The sequence below is a fragment of the Blautia sp. SC05B48 genome (assembly GCF_005848555.1).
Lineage (GTDB): Bacteria > Bacillota > Clostridia > Lachnospirales > Lachnospiraceae > Blautia_A.
Window position 1 is genome coordinate 1,788,706 of sequence record NZ_CP040518.1, and the last position, 19,967, is coordinate 1,808,672.

Here is a 19,967-nt window from a genome sequence, read left to right on the forward strand (position 1 = left end):
ACATGGCAGAAACAACCAACGCCAATGAAACATATCAGCCAATGACTTTCGATGCCATCAAGATCGGACTGGCGTCCCCTGAGAAGATCAGAGAGTGGTCACACGGTGAGGTTTTAAAACCTGAAACGATCAACTACAGAACCTTGAAGCCTGAGAAGGATGGTCTTTTCTGTGAAAGAATTTTCGGACCGAGCAAGGACTGGGAGTGCCACTGTGGAAAGTACAAAAAAATTCGCTATAAAGGCGTTGTCTGCGACAGATGCGGTGTTGAAGTAACCAAATCTGCCGTTCGTAGAGAGCGTATGGGACACATCGAGCTTGCAGCTCCGGTGTCTCATATCTGGTACTTTAAAGGAATTCCGTCCCGTATGGGTCTGATCCTTGATATTTCTCCGAGAACACTGGAGAAAGTGCTTTACTTTGCTAACTATATCGTTCTGGATCCTGCAGATTCCGGACTTATGTACAAACAGGTACTCACCGAGCGTGAGTACCAGGAAGCACGTGAGTCTTACGGAGAAGGATTCCGTGTAGGTATGGGTGCCGAGTCCATCATGGAGCTCCTTCAGGCTATCGATCTTGAAAAGGATTCCGAAGAACTGAAGGCAGAGCTTGTGGACGCAACAGGCCAGAAACGTGCAAGAATCATCAAACGTCTTGAAGTTGTGGAGTCCTTCCGTGAGTCCGGCAACCGTCCTGAGTGGATGATCATGACCGTTATCCCGGTTATCCCGCCGGATCTTCGTCCTATGGTACAGCTGGACGGAGGACGTTTTGCAACATCTGACCTGAATGATCTTTACAGAAGGATCATCAACAGAAACAACCGTCTGAAAAGACTTCTGGAGCTTGGTGCTCCGGATATCATTGTCCGCAACGAGAAGCGTATGCTGCAGGAGGCTGTAGATGCCCTGATCGATAACGGACGCCGTGGACGTCCTGTAACAGGCCCTGGAAACAGAGCTCTGAAATCCCTTTCCGATATGCTGAAAGGTAAATCCGGACGTTTCCGTCAGAACCTTCTTGGTAAACGAGTTGACTACTCCGGACGTTCTGTAATCGTCGTAGGACCTGAGCTGAAGATCTATCAGTGTGGTCTTCCGAAAGAGATGGCTATCGAGCTGTTCAAACCTTTCGTTATGAAAGAGCTTGTTGCTAACGGAACATCTCACAATATCAAAAATGCCAAGAAGATGGTAGAGAAACTTGAGCCTGCAGTATGGGATGTCCTTGAGGACGTCATTAAAGAGCATCCGGTTATGCTTAACCGTGCACCTACACTGCATCGTCTGGGTATCCAGGCGTTCGAGCCGATCCTTGTAGAAGGTAAGGCGATCAAGCTTCATCCACTTGTTTGTACCGCGTTCAACGCTGACTTCGATGGTGACCAGATGGCCGTACATCTCCCGCTTTCTCAGGAAGCACAGGCAGAGTGCCGTTTCCTTCTGTTATCACCGAACAACCTTCTGAAACCGTCAGATGGTGGTCCTGTAGCCGTTCCTTCACAGGATATGGTCCTTGGTATCTACTACCTGACACAGGAGAGACCTGGAAACAAGGGTGAGGGCAAGTTCTTCAAGAGTGTCAACGAGGCAATTCTTGCATATGAGAACAAGGTCATCACACTCCAGACAAAGATCATTGTTCATTGCCATAAGACAATGCCGGACGGAACTGTTTTAAGCGGCAATGTTCATTCTACGCTGGGACGTTTCCTGTTTAACGAGATCCTTCCGCAGGATCTTGGATTTGTGGACAGAAGCATACCTGGAAACGAACTGCTTCTTGAGGTTGATTTCCTTGTAGGTAAGAAACAGCTGAAGCAGATCCTTGAAAAGGTTATCAATACTCACGGTGCAACAAAGACAGCCGAGGTGCTTGACTCCGTTAAGGCTATGGGTTACAAATACTCCACACGTGCAGCCATGACCGTATCTATTTCCGATATGACCGTGCCGCCGCAGAAGCCGGAGATGATCAAGCAGGCTCAGGATACTGTTGACCGTATCACAAAGAACTACAAACGTGGTCTTATCACTGAGGAAGAGCGTTACAAAGAGGTTGTTGATACCTGGAAGAAGACCGATGATGAGCTTACAAAGGCACTTCTTACAGGTCTTGATAAGTACAACAACATCTTCATGATGGCTGACTCCGGAGCCCGTGGTTCCGATAAGCAGATCAAACAGCTTGCCGGAATGCGAGGACTGATGGCTGATACAACCGGTCATACCATTGAGCTCCCGATCAAGTCAAACTTCCGTGAAGGTCTTGACGTACTGGAGTACTTCATGTCTGCTCATGGAGCTCGTAAAGGTCTTTCTGATACCGCTCTTCGTACAGCCGATTCCGGATACCTGACAAGACGACTTGTTGACGTATCTCAGGATCTGATCGTTCGTGAGGCGGACTGCTGTGAGAACAGAGCAGAGATTTCCGGTATGGTCGTTCGTGGATTCATGGACGGAAAAGAAGAGATCGAGAGTCTTCAGGAGCGTATCACAGGACGTTTCTCCTGTGAGACAGTTAAGAATAAAGACGGAGAAATCCTTGTTAAAGCAAACCACATGATCACACCGAAGCGTGCAGCCCGTATCATGAAAGAGGGCGTAAGCAACCAGACAGGCGGACCGATCGACAAACTGAAGATCCGTACCATCCTTTCCTGTAAGTGCAAGGTTGGTGTCTGCGCAAAATGTTATGGTGCGAACATGGCTACCGGTGAGCCGGTACAGGTTGGTGAGTCTGTTGGTATCATTGCAGCACAGTCTATCGGTGAGCCAGGTACACAGCTGACCATGCGTACTTTCCATACCGGTGGTGTTGCCGGTGGAGATATCACACAGGGTCTTCCTCGTGTCGAGGAGCTTTTCGAGGCAAGAAAGCCGAAGGGTCTTGCGATCATCACAGAGATCCCAGGTGTTGCCACGATCAACGACACTAAGAAGAAACGTGAGATCATCGTAAATGATCCGGAGACAGGCGATTCCAAGACTTACCTGATCCCATACGGTTCTCGTATCAAAGTCCTTGATGGACAGGTTCTTGAGGCCGGTGATGAGCTGACAGAAGGTAGTGTAAATCCGCATGATATCCTGAGAATCAAGGGTGTGCGTGCAGTTCAGGATTACATGATCCGTGAGGTTCAGCGTGTATATCGTCTGCAGGGTGTTGAGATCAACGATAAGCATATCGAGGTTATCGTTCATCAGATGCTGAAGAAGATCCGTATCGAGGATAACGGAGATACAGAGTTCCTGCCAGGAACACTTGTTGATGTCCTTGATGTTGAGGAAGTTAACGAGAAACTTGAGGCAGAGGGCAAACAGCCGGCAGAGGGCAAACAGGTTATGCTTGGTATTACCAAGGCATCCCTTGCTACAAACTCTTTCCTGTCAGCAGCATCCTTCCAGGAAACAACAAAAGTCCTGACAGAGGCTGCTATCAAAGGTAAGGTCGATCCGCTGATCGGTCTGAAAGAGAACGTTATCATCGGTAAGCTGATTCCTGCAGGTACAGGTATGAAGCGTTACAGTGAGATCAGTCTTGACACAGGAATGCCGGAAGTAAAAACAGCTTCCGAGGAGCCTGAGGATACAGAGGAAATTTCCGTAGAGGAAGAGAAGACTGAGACTGCTCCGGAGGAAGAGACCATTGCTGTTGAAGAGACAGCAGAGGAAACTGCACCGGTAGAAGAATAAGTCGATATACCTTGCTAATATAAATAAATCTCCCCCGGAAATCCGGAGGGAGATTTCTGTTTATAAGCAGGGATTTTCTGAGAGAGGAGGGATTGCGATGGACAAGGAACTGCCAATTTCCCCGTGGCCGGAATGGAAGATCGTAAGCAAGATCGGGGAAGGCTCTTTTGGAAGAGTGTATAAAGCTCAGAGAACTGAGAAGGGACGTTCTTTTTACTCGGCAATTAAGATAATCACAATCCCCGCCAGTAAAGGGGAGCTGGACAGTGTGCGCTCAGAATCCGGTGATGAAAAATCTGTCCGCGGTTATTTTGAAAATCTGGTGGAGGAGTGCATTCAGGAAGTAAGCACCATGGAGTATTTCCGGGGAAATTCCCATATTGTATCTGTAGAAGATTACAAGGTGATGGAATATCTGGACGAGATCGGATGGGATATTTTTATCCGCATGGAATATCTCACAAGCTTCATGGAATATTATGCGGGAAAAAATCTCACAGAAAAAGAAGTGATGAAGCTAGGTATCGATCTTTGCAGATCACTGGAATACTGTGGGCAGCTTCACATCATCCACAGGGATATCAAACCTGAGAATATTTTTGTATCCAGGTTCGGGGATTTCAAGCTGGGGGACTTTGGAATCGCCAGAGAACTGGAAAAAACCATGAGTACCCTTTCCAAAAAGGGAACTTATTCTTATATGGCGCCGGAGATGTACAGGGGAGAACAGTACGACAGCAGGGTGGACATTTATGCACTTGGCCTGGTGTTATATAAACTGATGAATCATAACAGACTTCCGTTTCTGAATCTTGAAAAACAACTGATCACATATAGAGATAAGGAAAACGCACTCACGAGGAGGATGTCAGGTGAAACACCGCCACCACCTGTGGATGCAGGAGAGGCTTTCGGCTCCGTTATCTTAAAAGCCTGTGCTTATGATGCAAAAGAACGATATCAGACTCCTGACAAGTTTCGGGAAGCACTGGAAGAACTCCGATATGGAGCGGCAAACAGAGAACAGGGAGTTCATGAGAAACAGAAACCAGTGGAGGAAAGACCTGTTCCGGAGTCCATGCCGAAGTTTCTCCAGGAGGGTGCCGCCAGACAGCTGGCAAGAACAAGTCAGCTGAATACGAATGCGATCCGTCAGGCACGTAGAAATCCTGCGCCGGCATCCGTACAGCCGGAGAAACCGATAGCCGGAGAAATAGTAAAAAATGCAGCCCGGAATACGCCAAAGGCTCAGAGCACAATACAGAAGCCTCAGAAATCTGCATCCGAAAAAACAGTATATGAAAAAGATAGCCGGTCCGGCTATCCGTCAGGACGTTCCCTTCAGTCAGAGCCCGGTATAAGAAAAACCGGAGCTGTAAAGCCCAGAGTTACCTCTATCACAGATCTGGAAGACGACCGTGACCAGAATCTCCAGGAGTGGGAGGGATCCGTGCCAGAGAATGGCGGAAAAACCGATGACAGAAAGAGGCGGAAAGGTATTTTCAGAATGCTCATAACTGCCGGGATCCTTGTTGTACTGATCGGCGGGATCCTTGCGGTACGAACGATACGGAAACCTGCGGATAATGGAGAGCCTTCGTATACAGATTCTGATGATTCTGATGCTCTGAACAAAGGAAATTTCGGTACTGCAGACAATTCGGATAAAAGTTTCGCACAGGCAATGGAAACGATACGTGACCATGCGACAACCATAGAAAATGCTCTGGACAGCTATAGACGTGAAGGTACAGAGGGGGATCGTCTGCGCTTTTATAATGGATCAGGAGAGATCGCCAAAGTACTTGTATATCCCGGCAGTTCCGCAGATGGCGTTTATGAGGAATATTTTTACTGGGGCGAGCAGATGTTTTATACTTATGTATGGGACGGAGATGAGAAGCAGTATTTTTATTATCAGGACGGCCTTCTGATCCGATGGATCGATGCAGATGGTAAGGTTCATGATAAAGAGAGCGATAACGACAAATATGTAGAACTGGGAGACAAATACTGGAGTAATTCTGTAGTGGAGCTTCAGCAGTAATGTCGAAGGGGTTTTACGAAAGGAAAAAGAATGGCCTATCAGATTGATTATGCGTATACATGTCACACCGGAAAGGTGAGGACAAATAATGAGGATAATTTCTGGTGCTGCGGAGTGCGTCTGCCGGTGCACAACCAGGGGGTTGACGGGATCCTGGCAGGTCATACACAGCACTGGCAGCTTCCAATGTTGGCCGTTTTTGACGGCATGGGCGGAGAAAGCTGCGGTGAAATGGCAGCTTCTGCAGCTGTGGAAGCGCTGGGAGGCTTCTATGAAGAAAACAAAAAGACCCTGAAAAAAGAGCCTGTGGTTTTTCTGACAGGAGCCTGCGAAAATATGAATGAGGCAGTATGTCGCTACAGCAATGAAAACTGTATCAGAAGCATGGGAACAACCATGGCACTTTTGTCTTTCAGTGAAAAGGCGATCTATGCCTGCAACCTTGGGGATAGCCGTATCTACCGTCATTTTCAGGGGAAGCTCCAGCAGATTTCCACGGACCATGTGATCAGTGGAAAAATGCTGGGAAAAGCCCCGCTGACGCAGTATCTGGGCTTCCAGGAAGAAAACATGGCACTGGAGCCTTCTATCGTGGAGATCGGTTATCAGCCGGGAAGCTCGTATCTGATCTGTTCAGATGGAGTGACAGACATGCTTTCTGATCAGGAGCTTCAGAAGATCCTTGACGGGACAGAAACCGCAGAAGAAAAAGTAGGTAAGATCCTGGAACAGGCACTGGAAAGAGGCGGCAGAGATAATGTGACACTGGTCCTTGCACAGATCAGCGGCTATGAAGAAAAAAATCTTCTCAAACGCTGGGCAGAACGCCACAGTACCGGACGGTAATAAACCCGGGGAGTAAGAAAAGGGATAAGGAGAAAATTTGTGATGAGAAATCGAATGCAGGATCTTGATTTTGAACAGACAGTTGCCTTCGATTCAGTGAAGGACTTTGAATTTACAAGAAAGGCGGCACAGAAGTTCCGCCAGGTTGTCAGTCTGGATTCCTTTGAGGATGAGGATGCAGATGTTATTTTTCATTATCTTTACAAGGAGATGGAACTGGTTTCCTTTGGTGACTATCTGAAACGATATGTGTATGAGCGTGCAGAGCTTGAGGAGCCTTTTTCCCAGGTGCCTCAGGAAGTCTACAGGGAGATCGTTGTGGAATCCTTCAAGGAAACCTACACACCGAAATCCATGTCACCTACATCAGCCAAACTGAGTTCTCTGGTGAATAACTGGCTGACTCAGGCATCTGTGAAGCGTGAAACAGTTTTTCTTCTGGGGTTCGGACTTCGGATGAGTACAGAGGATGTTTCAGATTTTCTGACCCGGGTGCTTCGTGAGCAGGATTTTGATTTTCATAATCCGGAAGAAGTGATCTACTGGTATTGCTATCGGAATCATCTTGGCTATTATAAAGCTGAGGAATATAAAGAAACCTACAAACAGATGACTCCGGTGGAAAAAAAGACCGGAGAGATCGTGTATGGCACAGGGCTTTGTCTGGACAGTGAAGAAAAGCTTCGGGAATATCTGGCTTTTCTGAAAGGAAGACATGATGATCCGAAATCAGAGAAGAGCCAGGCTTTTCAGGAATTTATGATCCTTCTGGAGCGGGCAAAGAAGATCATTGCAGCCATGTATCAGGAAGATGAGGAAGAAAACGGTGGCAAAAAGATCTGGAAGCCTGAGAATATCAGTGCTTCGGATCTGGAAAAGGTTATCTGCAGCGGGATTCCTATTAATAAAATGGGAAATCTCAAAAAGATGTCCGCATCCATTCTGGCAAAACATTTCAGCCAGAAGCGCTTCAGCCGCCAGAGGATCAACAATATCCTGAACCATAAATTTCCGGTGGAGCGGTTCGATCTGATCACGCTGGAGTTTTTTGTGATCTCTCAGGAGATGGCAGATGATGATCCGTATACAAGATACCGCCATTTTCTGGAGGAGATCCAGGAAATCCTGGCCCGCTGTGAAATGAGTGAGATCTACATAGTGAACCCATATGAGTGCTTTCTTCTGATGTGCCTGCTGACAGACTGTCCGCTGGCAGTATTTTCCGAGATTTGGGAAAAATCCTATGAAGAGGGAGAAGAAAAGAATTGAAAAAAGGATGATGCGTATTGTGCTTGCGCATCATCCTTTTTTGCTGAATGCGGATGACTGGTTCGACCATTTGCCTGGCCTGACTGCCCGCTTATCCGCTGTTATCTTGCTTTTCCGGTTTTTACCGCACTTGCAGGTCCTGTCTTTGCTTTTCTGTTTATAGTACGGTATGGAACCACTCTGTAACTGTATGTGGTGTTCTTTGATGTTTTAAACGTATAATTTAAGTTTCTGGCGGAAACGGTTTTTACTTTTTTGAAGGAGCCGTTTCCTTTTTTCTGATAGAGGACATAGCCGGTTGCTCCGGGAACTTTTTTCCAGGAAAGTATCTGTTTTCCTTTGAGGGTTTTAAGCTTTGTGGACGGACGGAGCAGATTCGGTTTCACGGTCACTGCTTTGGAAGTTGGACTGTAGATATAACCGGAGGATGTTTTTCGGCTTGCACGGATCACGTAAGAATACTTATTTCCGATAGTGATCTTTGTGTCTTTGTATGAAGTAGTATTTGCGTTTAAAGTTTTGATCTTTGCGTATTTTCCGGAATTTGTTTTTCTGTAGAGAATATAATTCTGGGAATTCTTTACACGGTTCCAGCGGAGTGTACAGCTGTTCCAGGATGTGGAAGCCTTGATTGCCGGCGCTGTTAATTTCACAACCGCTGGAGCCGGAGTGCTGGTTGGTTTCGGAGTTGGAGTGTTGGTTGGTTTCGGAGTTGGCGTAACTGTCGGTGCCGGAGCGGATATTTTAAAGGTCAGGGTCTGGCTTACAAAATATTTATTGATTCCGGTGACAGTTACAGATCCGGTACCAGTCTTTGTGTTATCCGCCCAGGAAAGGACATAATCGGTACCTTCCTGAAGTGTAGCAGAGCCGTATTTTACAGTCGGTTTCGGCGTTACTGCATTACCACTGAAAATCTGTTCCGGAATGTCCGAAAGATCACAGCGTTTTACAGATGTCATCTGCCTCGTTCCGGAATAATTCTGCTTGTAGGAAATAGAAAAACCAAGGATTTCATTGCAAGCAGAACAGCGCAGGGAAGTGATCGAGTAATCGTCGGAGGTCAGCTGTACGCCATTATAGGTGATCACAAGATGATTCCGCAGGAAAGTGGTTACAGATCCATTTCCACAATTAGTATCCGGAAGTTCGATCGTCTCGCCGGAGAGCTTCAGTGGATTGATGGTGAAGTATTTGGAAAAACCGCTTCTGTAAATGCCGATACCGGTTATATGGACACGAGGTCTGTTGGTTCTGGAACTTGCCATGGTGTTATCAAAATAAGAAAGGGTATAATCAACATCTTTCTTTAAAGTAACACCATTTAATGTGACCGTTGGCTCCGGCTTGAATTCTTTGCCAGGAGCATATTCATAATCCGGGATATCACCGATCTCAGCTTCTGTGATCGGGGTAAGATCGATGTAGAAAGATTTATTTGTTTCACCGGTGAAATTTCCCTTACCGGAGACAGTAACATAAGCGTTTCCCTGTTGGGCATTGTTATGCCAGGAGAGTGTATAATCTACATTTTCTGTCAGGGTTATACCATTCCATGTGACGGTTGGCTTCGGGGTCAGTGGAGTTCCGGTATACAGATAGGAGGACTGGGAAAAAGTAACCTCTGCCTGAGAGAGATTGATCTGCCAGATACCGAAATTATTCGTCAGAGTTCCGGAATAAAGGCCAAGACCTGTGATCGTGAAAGTTCCCACACCGCTGTTTTGATTGTTGGAGAAAGACAGAGTGTAATCTTTTCCCTCAGTCAGTGTGCGGTCATGAAACTTAAGTACAGGGGAAAAAGTAATAGGCTTTCCGGTATACTTCCAGGAACCTGTATAGGTCAGGGATGTTTCTTTGGAATCTTCCAGATCATAGTAGGCATTGAGATCTGCAGTCAGTATTTTGTCAGGGCAGGATTTCAGTGTTGCGGTAACTGTTGTGTTTCCTTTACTTTTCAGCCGGATCACACCACTCTGATCCACAGTAGCAACAGATGGATCACCTGTTGACCATGTAAAAGAAGACGGGTCGAGGCTGGAACTCATATAGCTGAATCCGTTACAGGTTGCATAAATGGTCAGAGTCTTCTGTTCTTCTGTGAATTTTACAGGAGAAGATACATTAAAATGGATGTTCATTAGGCGTGGAAGCACGGAAAGAACAGGGGAGACATTCTGGTTGGCAGGCTGTGTGCAGGTTTCTGCTGCGTGAGAAGAAAAGCACTGGATCCAGTAGAGATGACCGTTCTGTGAGTAGCAGCCGATTCCGGCAGAAACATTTTTGGAATTCATGATGTTCGTGTAATGTCCGGAAGATTCGATCCATGATTCCATAACTTCTTCAGGAGTTCCCTGGTTGATCGCAAGATTTTCACTTGGATCCTCAAAATAAGGAAAGGCTGAAAAACAGATGGAACCATTGGGACGGGTATGACTGGCGTAAACGGTCAGTTCTTCTGCTCTGGTCATGGCGCATTCCAGAAGGTTCTTATCCATAGTGACAGGATTCCGGTTCTTTTTGGCACGCTCCTGATTTACCAGATCAAGGACCTGGTAAGCATAGTCATAGCGGCGGATACCCTGGCTGAGTTTCAGCTCAACTGTACTCTGGTCAGAGGCTGCCTGCACACGGACCATGTGGACTGGTGCCAGCAGAAGAAGCAGGAGCAGCAGCGCCGGCCAGAATAAATGTCTTGTTTTTTCCTCTTTTGTCTCGTTCATGATGTTTTCCTTTTCGGTAAAAAATGTAGATGTTTTCTTTCGTTATTCGTTGTAGTAGCCATAGATCGCACGGCTGTCCTGTGCGATGGTGTTCTGTGCGGCTGTGGTGTCGTTAAGATCCTGTGACATAAAGCAGACTACCAGGTCGATTCCCTTGGCTGTGTCATAGATGATGCCGGCATCATTTTCTACGGTGTCCAGTTCACCGGTTTTGTTGGCAACCTTTACATTGGAAGGCATCTGAGCCGGGATCTTGTTTTTTCTGGTCTGCATTTTCAGGAGGCGGTACATGTATTCCGCTCCTGCAAGTGTGTCATTATTGTCGGTAGCAGTACCCTTGTCGATCTGGTAGATGGTCTTCAGGAATTTTCCGCAGTCTTTTGCAGAAGTGTAGTTATCTCCGTTGGAATTATCTGCAAGAAGAAGACGTCCCATGGATGTGCTGGTGTATCCATGATCCTGGCAGAATTTGTTCACACGTGCCATTCCGGCTGCATCATCACCGCCGCCGAGGTAGTTGACAAGAGTGTTGGCTGCATCGTTGTCACTGACGGTGATCATGGAATTCAGCGCATTGTCCAGGGCATCTTTGCTGTATTTGGAGGAAAGACTGTCATAATCTTCGTATACGGCACCCATGATATAGAGCTTGATCAGGCTGGCAGCCTGCATCTGCTGGTCATTGATGGCTCCCTCGGTATTTTTTGCAAGGTTGCATACATACACGGACCAGGTTCCGTTATCGGTGGGAAGAAGGGACTGTACCTGGTTCAGAAGGTTGTCCATACTGGAGTCTGAATTGTCTGTGAAAGTGCCTCCGCTGGATGGGGAAAGTGTTCCTTCTTCCTGAGTGGAAGAAGAACTGTCCTTGCTGCCGGAAGATTCGGAAGAATCGGAAGCTGCAGATGTATCTGTGGATTCTTCCTGTACGGAAGGACCTTGGATTTCAGCTGAAGATGCTGCGGCAGCAGCGCTGGAAACGGTAGGATCATCAGGATAAAGAGCATCCAGCTGATCGGCTTTGCTGCTGAGCTCAGCGGCAGAATCAGAAACCTCCTGCACACTTTTCTGCAGCTTGTTAACTTTTGTCTGGAGAGAAGCAAGCTTGTCTAGGGAGCGGACATTCAGTGCCCCAAGTCCTGCCAGTGCGATGACAAGCACTGCGATCACAATATACAGAAATGTATTTTTTTTCATATATAAACAAACTCCTTTTTATTATTGGAAATAAGCATCGATTCCATTGGCGATCCCTTCTGCCATAGTCTGCTGGAAGGAAGAATCTGCCATTTTCAGATCATCGCTCTGGTTGGTCATAAATCCCATTTCCACAATAGTCACCGGAATCGTGCTCCAGTTGATGCCTGTCATGGAATCGGTGTAGATGATTCCGCGGTTCTGGAATCCGGTAGCTGCGCAGTAGGAATCCACAATGCATTTGGATAGTTTGTTGGAACTGTCATAGAGACTGGAAACATAAGGATTCTGCTGGGACGGACACATGGTCAGAGCACCGGAGACATCTGCAGAATCATCTCCGTTTGCATGGATACGGACACAGATCTCCGCACCCTGGGAAGCGACCAGCTCTGCACGCTCCTTGTTGCTGATAGCGGCATCATTGTCTGTCCTTGTCATTATTACCTGGTATCCACGCTGTTCCAGGATATCCTTAAGCAGAAGAGAAACATCCAGGTTCAGCTGATACTCGGGGAGACCGCTGAAGGAACCTCTGGTTCCGGTGGAAGCCTTGGCCTTCATGGTGGAGGAACCTGGTCCGTTAGGCTCTGTGGCACTCATATCAACATTTTTGCCCTGATGTCCGGGATCAATCCCGACGATATGGCCGTTGGAAGCAGAAGATGTGGTGTCATCACCGCCATCCGTGAATCCTTCGCCGCCGGCTTCACTGAAAACGGAAGGTTTGGTTGTTTTCTGGCTGTTTTCGGATTCCGGCGCCCGTTCGTGCTCTCCGGTGCTGTTTTTGACAGCTTTTTCTGTCTGTGCCCGCTGTTGCAGGTATTTGTCGGCTGCCTGTTTCTTTTCGATCTTAGCTGTATAAAGTTCGATGTCTTCTTTCATGGATTTCTGCTTTTGCTGGACCGGTTTGATCACGGATGCCATTTTCTGGTCAACTGCATCAATCTTCTGGTAGGTTTTATAGCTTAAACCAAAAAGCAGTCCAATACAGATAAGACCCGTCAGAAACAGGACGATCGCCATCAGATGAGGCTTTTTTTCCATAAATTCATGTCCTTTCTGGGTGGATGTTTTGTATTTGTAAATATTATAAAGAAGGAGGTAGGAAAAAGCAATTGTGAAATTGGTGTTGACAACAGGGAAAAGTGTGATATTATATATATAAAATAATTATATATAAAAATTTTATATATAAAATAATTACATAAAGAGGTGAGCGTATGTATTACTATCCGGTGTCAGCTGTGCTGACGGAATGCCTGATCCTTTCCGTTGTGGAACAGCAGGATTCTTACGGGTATGAGATCAGCCAGACGGTGAAGATGGTTGCATCTATCAAGGAGTCAACATTGTATCCGATCCTGCGTAAGCTGGAGACAGGTGGTTATCTCACAACGTATTCCGAGGAGTTCCAGGGCAGGAAGCGAAAGTACTATTCCATCACGGAAGCCGGTCGTGAACAGTTGGAATATCTGAGAAAAGAGTGGAGAGAATACCGCGATACCATAGATGATATTGTGGAAGGGAGACTTCGAAAATGACAAGAAATGAATATATGGAGCAGCTGAAGAAATATCTGAAGCGGCTGCCGAAAGAAGATTATGACAATGCCATTGAGTATTTTTCGGAATACTTTGATGAGGCAGGACCTGAGAATGAACAGCAGGTCATGGAAGAACTGGGACAACCCCGGGAAGCAGCAAGGGAGTTGCTTTTGAACCTTCTGCAGGAAAGTGTTGGTGGCGGCAAGGACAGTACCGGGGAAAAAACGGCAGCACTGCCGGAAGTCGGTTCCGTTGTCCAGGGGCGGAGTACAGCAGGGCAGAATGCCCATGATTCCACAAAAAATAAGCGTTCCCCGGGGAAGATCATCCTCCTTGCTATCCTGGTCCTCTGTGCGTCACCAGTCAGTCTGGTACTTCTGATCAGTGCGCTGACAGTACTGTTTGCAGTAGTTGTTGTGATCGCATCAGTGATCTTTTCCCTGGGTGTGACAAGTGTTGCAGCGATAGCCGGAGGAATCCTGCTTGCCGGTTTTGGTGCGATGCTGATACTGAAGTCCGTGGCAGCAGCGTGTATGATGGCAGGCAGCGGATTTCTTATGGCAGGCGCCGGGATCCTGATCGGAATTCTTACCATATATATCTGTAAATGGTGTGCAACAGGAATCGGACGTCTGGTAAACAGATTTGTAAGAAAGAAGGTGCGTAAAGATGAATAAGATTGCAAAGACAGCACTGATGACAGGCACAGCACTCTGTGTGGCGGGAGTTGTACTTTCCACTGCCGGATATTTTGCTGGGGGAAAAGATTTCACATATGCTTCCGATCATTTCTATGTATCCGGAGGAAATTCTTCTGATAAAAACCTTGCAGTGATGGAAAAACAGCAGATCGATGATTTTACGAAACTGGATGTTGATTTCAGCAATCTTGATCTGGAAATCCGGACTTCCGATGATACTCATTATTATATGGAATACAAACTTGAAAAAACCGGAAAAAAAGATCCTCTTACATGGGAAGATAAAGACGGGAAACTTACCTTAAAAGAGTATGAAGGTTCTTCAGGAAATTATTATATAACATATGATCTGGGAATCTTCAGAGAGCATGTAAAGAAAACAGAAACGCAGAAGTATTTAAACACAGTGATCCTTTATGTGCCGGAGAACGCAGAACTTTCGGAGGGCGATATCCATCTTTCGGACGGAGATCTTAACGCAGAACAGCTGCTTTGTGAGAAAATGACAGTGAAGCTCTCAAATGGAGATATGAATCTGGACAGAGGTGAGTTTAAAGATTTCGAGGCGACACTTGGAGACGGGGAGCTTGAGATCGGGGATATCCGGACAGGATCTCTGAAACTGAAAAACAGCAACGGTGATGTGACGCTGAAAAGGGCAGCTCTTGGAGATGGGGAGATCAGCCTTGGAGATGGTGAGCTGCAGATCGGAGACAGCAGTTTTAACGGCGATATGGATATCAACAGTTCTGACGGTGATGTTTCCATTGAAATGAAAGCTGGCAGCGTGAAAAAAACCAACATACATCTGGAGACCACAGATGGCGATGTGGATGCTTCCGGCGTATCAGAAGGCAGAAGCAGTGAGGGGGATTCTTACTCTGTCTACGAGAATAAAGTGGATACTTCCGCACCGGCTCTGAATGTGAAATGCGGAGATGGAGATATTACCTTAACAGAATCAGAAAAGTGAAAAAGAGTTCTGCATACATGGAACCCCACCTGTATGCAGACTTTTTTTATGCCTGGTAAAGGCACGACAGAAAGCTTTGGAAAGAGGATTTCTCAGGCAAAAAATTCCTGCGTTTTTTTCTCTGAAATGTATTGACAAATCCCTGTACTATGATATAATTCAATCAAATCACAGAAAGCATATATAGTTACTAGGAAATAGGGGGATGGATATAAGAGAAATAAGGAGGACACCATCATGGGTAAAATTTACGGAAGCGCACTGGAACTGATCGGAAACACACCGCTTGTGGAGGTTAAGAACGTAGAGAAGTCTGAGGGACTTGAGGCTACAGTACTTGCCAAGCTTGAGTATTTTAACCCGGCAGGAAGCGTTAAGGACAGAATCGGTAAGGCAATGATCGAAGATGCAGAGCAGAAAGGTATTCTGAAACCAGGCGCAACCATTATCGAGCCCACATCCGGTAACACGGGAATCGGACTTGCAGCTATCGCAGCAGCCAAGGGCTATAAGACGATCCTTACCATGCCGGAGACCATGAGTGTTGAGAGAAGAAACATTCTGAAAGCATACGGCGCAGAGGTAGTTCTGACAGATGGAGCCAAGGGAATGAAGGGAGCCATTGCCAAGGCAGAAGAGCTTGCCAAAGAGATTCCGGGAAGCTTTATCCCAGGACAGTTCGAGAACCCGGCCAACCCGAAGGTACATGCAGCAACAACAGGTCCTGAGATCTGGAACGACACAGACGGGAAGGTAGACATTTTCGTAGCCGGTGTTGGTACAGGCGGAACGATCACAGGTACAGGCGAGTATCTGAAGAGTCAGAACCCGAATGTGAAAGTAGTAGCTGTTGAGCCGGCAACATCTCCTGTACTTTCTGAGGGAAAAGCCGGCCCGCATAAGATCCAGGGTATCGGCGCAGGCTTCGTTCCGGATACACTTGACACCAAGGTTTATGACGAGATCATCACGGTAGAGAATGAGGATGCATTCGAGACATCCAAACTCCTCACAAAAAAAGAGGGAATCCTTACAGGAATTTCTTCCGGTGCAGCTCTCTATGCTGCGATCCAGCTTGCAAAACGCCCGGAGAACAAGGGTAAAGTGATCGTAGCACTTCTTCCGGACAGTGGAGACCGTTACTACTCCACACCACTGTTTATAAAATAATCGATCCGAAGACCGCTTCTTTTGCCCCGAAGCGAGACTCTGCGGGATTATTTGCGGCGCTCCTGAATGCCTGTTCAAGCAGGCTGCCGGAGCGCCGGTTTTATTCTTGATTTTGACGCACGGCAAAGATATCTGACGCAGGACTTCACGCTATGATGGACTGGATTGTTTTCAGTAATTTATGGAATTGCTATAATTAAGTAAGCACTCTGTGGGGACGTGCTTGTATCTTGCAGCTTTTTCAGGTATAATAGAGAAAACGAATAAAACCTATTAACAATATAAAGAATAAAGTCTGCAAAGCAGACACTGCTATCTGTGCATCACAGAGAAGGGTGCCGGTCATGGAATACAGAGGAATATTTCCGGCTGAACAGCTGCACAATAACAGAAAGAGCAAAAGGCTATGAATCAGAAGAATACTGAAATATTGGAGGTAAATATTACATGAGGATTTCTACAAGAGGAAGATATGCGCTGAGACTGATGTTGGATCTTGCCACAAATTATACAGGAAAACCGATCCGACTGAAGGATGTGGCGAAGCGTCAGGGGATTTCCGATAAATATCTGGAGCAGATCATCTCCATCCTGAACAAAGCAGGCTTTGTCCGCAGTGTCCGTGGCCCTCAGGGCGGCTATGCACTGCAGCAGACCCCGGATAAATACACCATCGGAATGATCCTCCGTCTTACAGAGGGAAGTCTTTCCCCTGTGGAATGTCTGGACGACAACGGGGCCATCTGTGACCGTGAGGAGAACTGTGTCACCCAGATCCTCTGGAAAAAGCTGGACGACGCCATCAAAGGTGTGGTAGATCATATAACACTGGAAGACCTGATGAACTGGCAATCCGTGAAGGCGGACGAGTATATCATATAAAAAAGCTGCGTAAGCAGCTTTTTTTTTATCCCGTTTTTTAACCAACATTTTACAAAACTGCGATTTTATATTTTACCTTCCATTCCTATAATAACACCTGTACTTAAGCAGTGAGCAAGTAAAAATGATCATAGAAATGAGGAGAAAAAATCATGAAAAAAAGAATCGCAGGCATCTTAACAGCAGCACTTATCGGAACTACAGTAATGGGAACAGTTGTAATGGCAGCACCATCCGGAGCGATCGACGTAATTTCCCGTGAGGACGGATCCGGAACACGTGGAGCATTCGTAGAGCTGTTTGGAATCGAAGAAGAAAAAGACGGCGAGAAAGTAGATATGACAACACAGGAAGCAAGCATCACAAACAACACAGATGTAATGCTGACCACAGTAGCAGGAGATGAGAATTCTATCGGATACGTATCCCTGGGTTCCCTGAACGATACAGTAAAAGCAGTAAAGATCGATGGAGCAGAGGCAACAGCAGAGAACGTTGCAGATGATACATACAAGGTAGCACGTCCGTTCAACATCGTAACAGGCGACAAGCTCAGCGATGCAGCACAGGATTTCATTAACTACATCATGAGCTCTGACGGACAGGACATCATCGAAAAAGAAGGCTACATCAAAGTAGATGAAAAAGCAGAGGCATACAAAGCCGGAGATGCAAAAGGCAAAGTCGTAGTTATGGGATCTTCTTCCGTAGGACCTGTAATGGAGAAGCTTGCAGAGGCATATCAGAAAACAAATAAAAACATCACAGTAGAGGTTCAGGTCAGCGACTCCACAACAGGAATCAACAGTGCAGCAGAAGGTGTATGTGATATCGGAATGGCATCCCGTGATCTGAAGGACGAAGAGAAAGATAAAGGAATCAGCTCCGAAGCAATCGCAAGAGATGGTATTGCAGTAATCGTAAACAACGGAAATGACCTTGAGGAACTTTCCAGTGACCAGGTAAAATCCATCTTCACAGGCGACATCACAGACTGGGAAGACGTTACAAAATAATCTCCCGAAATTGCGAAACTGATTATTGAAGTATCTTCCACAGAGCGGCGATCATGACAAGGTCAGGAAAGCCGCTCCGTTATATATCAGCACAGTGGATATCCACTGGAACAGAGAGAAAGGTGTCTTATGAATCATTTAGGAGAAAAGGCCATGAAGGTCGTTTTTCTCATTGCGGCCTGTGCATCGGTTCTCGCAGTATTTCTTATCTGTGTGTTTCTTTTTGCAAATGGCCTTCCTGCAATGGGAAAGATTGGTCCCTTAAAATTCCTCTTCGGAACAGAATGGAGACCGACAAACGATAAATTCGGAATCCTGCCAATGATCGTGGCAAGTATTTATGTAACTGCAGGAGCAATCCTTATCGGAGTTCCGATCGCACTTTTTACCTCCGTATTTATGGCAAGATATTGCCCGAAAAAAATTTATAAACCACTGAAATCCGGTATTGAGCTTATGGCAGGCGTTCCATCCATCGTATATGGCTATTTTGGTCTGGTTCTCTTGGTACCGCTGATCCGCCAGCTGTTCGGCGGAACCGGAAGCAGTATGCTGGCAGCATGTATCCTTCTGGGAATCATGATCCTTCCGACGATCATCGGAGTTACGGAATCGGCAGTACGAAGCGTTCCGGAAAGCTACTATGAAGGCTCACTTGCACTTGGCGCAACAAAAGAAAGAAGCATTTTCTTTGTTATGCTTCCTGCAGCAAAGTCCGGAATCCTGGCAGGTGTTGTCCTTGGGATCGGACGTGCTATCGGTGAGACCATGGCTGTGATCATGGTAGCCGGAAACCAGCCACGTATGCCAAAAGGTCTTCTTCAGGGTGTACGTACCATGACTGCAAATATCGTAACTGAGATGGGATATGCATCAGGACTTCACAGAGAAGCACTGATCGCAACAGGAGTTGTACTCTTTGTATTTATCCTGATCATCAACTTAAGTCTTTCATTGCTGAACAGGAGGGCGGAGCATGCAAACTAACGTATCAGTAACCGCAGATCCTGCGGCAGAAGCAACCATGAAAAAAAGAAATACACTTACCATAGGAGACCAGCTGAAGTCCTATGCAAGACATCCTGGCGCGGGAGTCCTGGCATTCCTTACACTGCTGGGAGCGGTGATCACTTTTGCACTGCTGTTCTTCCTCATCGGCTATGTGCTTGTAAAAGGTATCCCCTATCTGAATGCAAGTCTGTTCAGCCTTACCTATACCTCAGAGAACGTTTCCCTTCTCCCGTCACTGATCAATACCCTGATCATGACACTGGTATCTCTGGCGATTGCCGCTCCGGTAGGAATTTTTGCAGCGATCTTCCTTGTAGAATATGCAAAAAAAGGCAGCCGCTTTGTAAAGCTGATCCGTATTACCGCAGAGACACTTTCCGGTATTCCATCCATCGTATATGGTCTGTTCGGTATGCTGTTCTTTGTAACCACACTGCACTGGGGCATGTCTCTTCTTTCCGGCGCGCTGACCATGGTGATCATGGTACTTCCCCTGATCATGCGTACCGCTGAGGAAGCACTGAAATCTGTTCCGGATTCTTACCGTGAGGCAAGCTTCGGACTTGGAGCAGGCAAGCTCCGTACTATTTTTACGATCGTACTTCCCTCCGCAGTTCCCGGAATCCTGGCAGGTGTGATCCTGGCCATCGGACGTGTGGTAGGTGAGACTGCAGCACTTCTTTATACCTCCGGTACTGTTGCGGCAGTTCCAAACAGCCTGATGGGTTCCGGACGTACCCTGGCACTTCACATGTATGTGCTTTCCAGTGAGGGACTTCATGTAAACCAGGCATCTGCAACAGCAGTAGTCATTCTGGCATTTGTACTTGTTATTAACGGACTGTCCGGTCTGGTAGCCAGAAAAATTGCGAAAGGATAATGAT

Annotated in this window: 15 protein-coding genes; 12 read left to right on the forward strand and 3 right to left on the reverse strand. The window is 46.6% G+C overall.

The genetic code is table 11. The features are described from left to right. Nucleotides 1-2 precede the first annotated feature (2 nt). From rpoC to EYS05_RS08280, 4 genes are all read left to right on the forward strand, one after another. Nucleotides 3-3,701 carry a DNA-directed RNA polymerase subunit beta' gene (gene rpoC, locus EYS05_RS08265; protein ID WP_138276979.1) on the forward strand — a complete coding sequence of 1,233 codons (3,699 nt, stop codon included), beginning with the start codon at nucleotides 3-5 and terminating at the stop codon, nucleotides 3,699-3,701. Between the two features lie 97 nt (nucleotides 3,702-3,798). Beyond that, nucleotides 3,799-5,748: a serine/threonine protein kinase gene (locus EYS05_RS08270; RefSeq protein ID WP_138276980.1), complete on the forward strand. Its 1,950-nt coding sequence runs from the start codon at nucleotides 3,799-3,801 to the stop codon at nucleotides 5,746-5,748. A gap of 30 nt (nucleotides 5,749-5,778) precedes the next feature. Continuing rightward, nucleotides 5,779-6,594 (forward strand): PP2C family protein-serine/threonine phosphatase, encoded by an 816-nt coding sequence (locus EYS05_RS08275; RefSeq protein WP_138276981.1) that lies wholly within the window; start codon nucleotides 5,779-5,781, stop codon nucleotides 6,592-6,594. A 42-nt stretch (nucleotides 6,595-6,636) separates the two neighbouring features. After that, nucleotides 6,637-7,863, forward strand: a complete 1,227-nt coding sequence (locus tag EYS05_RS08280; RefSeq protein WP_138276982.1) for a hypothetical protein — start codon at nucleotides 6,637-6,639, stop codon at nucleotides 7,861-7,863. A gap of 101 nt (nucleotides 7,864-7,964) precedes the next feature. Here EYS05_RS08280 and EYS05_RS08285 read toward each other — a convergent pair whose 3' ends face one another. Genes EYS05_RS08285 through EYS05_RS08295 form a run of 3 tightly spaced genes read right to left on the reverse strand, consistent with a single transcriptional unit; the run spans nucleotide 7,965 to nucleotide 12,830 of the window. Beyond that, on the reverse strand, nucleotides 7,965-10,586 hold the full coding sequence (locus EYS05_RS08285; protein WP_138276983.1) for a CAP domain-containing protein: 2,622 nt from the start codon (nucleotides 10,584-10,586) through the stop codon (nucleotides 7,965-7,967). 42 nt (nucleotides 10,587-10,628) lie between these two features. Beyond that, nucleotides 10,629-11,783, reverse strand: coding sequence for a serine hydrolase (locus EYS05_RS08290; protein WP_118512714.1), 1,155 nt, complete (start codon nucleotides 11,781-11,783; stop codon nucleotides 10,629-10,631). 21 nt (nucleotides 11,784-11,804) lie between these two features. After that, a complete protein-coding gene (locus EYS05_RS08295) occupies nucleotides 11,805-12,830 on the reverse strand; it encodes an N-acetylmuramoyl-L-alanine amidase family protein (protein WP_243119277.1) in 1,026 nt (341 codons plus the stop codon). Between the two features lie 176 nt (nucleotides 12,831-13,006). On the opposite strand from EYS05_RS08295, the gene EYS05_RS08300 reads away from it, so the two are divergent. The 8 genes from EYS05_RS08300 (at nucleotide 13,007) to pstA (ending at nucleotide 19,963) form a co-directional block, all read left to right on the forward strand. Beyond that, entirely contained in the window at nucleotides 13,007-13,327 is a 321-nt protein-coding gene (locus EYS05_RS08300; protein ID WP_118512713.1) for a PadR family transcriptional regulator, read from the forward strand. Beyond that, on the forward strand, nucleotides 13,324-14,007 hold the full coding sequence (locus EYS05_RS08305; protein WP_118623196.1) for a DUF1700 domain-containing protein: 684 nt from the start codon (nucleotides 13,324-13,326) through the stop codon (nucleotides 14,005-14,007). The genes EYS05_RS08300 and EYS05_RS08305 overlap by 4 nt, the downstream gene beginning before the upstream one ends. After that, on the forward strand, nucleotides 14,000-15,004 hold the full coding sequence (locus EYS05_RS08310) for a DUF4097 family beta strand repeat-containing protein (protein WP_118512711.1): 1,005 nt from the start codon (nucleotides 14,000-14,002) through the stop codon (nucleotides 15,002-15,004). Before EYS05_RS08305 ends, EYS05_RS08310 begins: the two co-directional genes overlap by 8 nt. A gap of 237 nt (nucleotides 15,005-15,241) precedes the next feature. Then, a complete protein-coding gene (cysK, locus tag EYS05_RS08315; RefSeq protein ID WP_118512710.1) occupies nucleotides 15,242-16,174 on the forward strand; it encodes a cysteine synthase A in 933 nt (310 codons plus the stop codon). 447 nt (nucleotides 16,175-16,621) lie between these two features. Then, a complete protein-coding gene (locus tag EYS05_RS08320; protein WP_118512709.1) occupies nucleotides 16,622-17,056 on the forward strand; it encodes an RrF2 family transcriptional regulator in 435 nt (144 codons plus the stop codon). Nucleotides 17,057-17,208: 152 nt separating this feature from the next. Next, nucleotides 17,209-18,072: a substrate-binding domain-containing protein gene (locus tag EYS05_RS08325; protein ID WP_138276984.1), complete on the forward strand. Its 864-nt coding sequence runs from the start codon at nucleotides 17,209-17,211 to the stop codon at nucleotides 18,070-18,072. A 129-nt stretch (nucleotides 18,073-18,201) separates the two neighbouring features. Continuing rightward, a complete protein-coding gene (pstC, locus tag EYS05_RS08330) occupies nucleotides 18,202-19,059 on the forward strand; it encodes a phosphate ABC transporter permease subunit PstC (RefSeq protein WP_118061759.1) in 858 nt (285 codons plus the stop codon). After that, entirely contained in the window at nucleotides 19,049-19,963 is a 915-nt protein-coding gene (pstA, locus tag EYS05_RS08335; RefSeq protein ID WP_138276985.1) for a phosphate ABC transporter permease PstA, read from the forward strand. The genes pstC and pstA overlap by 11 nt, the downstream gene beginning before the upstream one ends. Nucleotides 19,964-19,967 lie beyond the last annotated feature (4 nt).

Excerpts from the sequence above, each read along its gene's own strand:
- EYS05_RS08285 (WP_138276983.1), bottom strand. The coding sequence starts at position 10,586 with ATGAACGAGACAAAAGAGGAAAAAACAAGACATTTATTCTGGCCGGCG.
- rpoC (WP_138276979.1), top strand. The coding sequence starts at position 3 with ATGGCAGAAACAACCAACGCCAATGAAACATATCAGCCAATGACTTTC.
- EYS05_RS08280 (WP_138276982.1), top strand. The coding sequence starts at position 6,637 with ATGAGAAATCGAATGCAGGATCTTGATTTTGAACAGACAGTTGCCTTC.
- EYS05_RS08295 (WP_243119277.1), bottom strand. The coding sequence starts at position 12,830 with ATGGAAAAAAAGCCTCATCTGATGGCGATCGTCCTGTTTCTGACGGGT.
- pstC (WP_118061759.1), top strand. The coding sequence starts at position 18,202 with ATGAATCATTTAGGAGAAAAGGCCATGAAGGTCGTTTTTCTCATTGCG.
- pstA (WP_138276985.1), top strand. The coding sequence starts at position 19,049 with ATGCAAACTAACGTATCAGTAACCGCAGATCCTGCGGCAGAAGCAACC.
- cysK (WP_118512710.1), top strand. The coding sequence starts at position 15,242 with ATGGGTAAAATTTACGGAAGCGCACTGGAACTGATCGGAAACACACCG.
- EYS05_RS08290 (WP_118512714.1), bottom strand. The coding sequence starts at position 11,783 with ATGAAAAAAAATACATTTCTGTATATTGTGATCGCAGTGCTTGTCATC.
- EYS05_RS08270 (WP_138276980.1), top strand. The coding sequence starts at position 3,799 with ATGGACAAGGAACTGCCAATTTCCCCGTGGCCGGAATGGAAGATCGTA.
- EYS05_RS08305 (WP_118623196.1), top strand. The coding sequence starts at position 13,324 with ATGACAAGAAATGAATATATGGAGCAGCTGAAGAAATATCTGAAGCGG.
- EYS05_RS08300 (WP_118512713.1), top strand. The coding sequence starts at position 13,007 with ATGTATTACTATCCGGTGTCAGCTGTGCTGACGGAATGCCTGATCCTT.
- EYS05_RS08310 (WP_118512711.1), top strand. The coding sequence starts at position 14,000 with ATGAATAAGATTGCAAAGACAGCACTGATGACAGGCACAGCACTCTGT.
- EYS05_RS08275 (WP_138276981.1), top strand. The coding sequence starts at position 5,779 with ATGGCCTATCAGATTGATTATGCGTATACATGTCACACCGGAAAGGTG.
- EYS05_RS08320 (WP_118512709.1), top strand. The coding sequence starts at position 16,622 with ATGAGGATTTCTACAAGAGGAAGATATGCGCTGAGACTGATGTTGGAT.
- EYS05_RS08325 (WP_138276984.1), top strand. The coding sequence starts at position 17,209 with ATGAAAAAAAGAATCGCAGGCATCTTAACAGCAGCACTTATCGGAACT.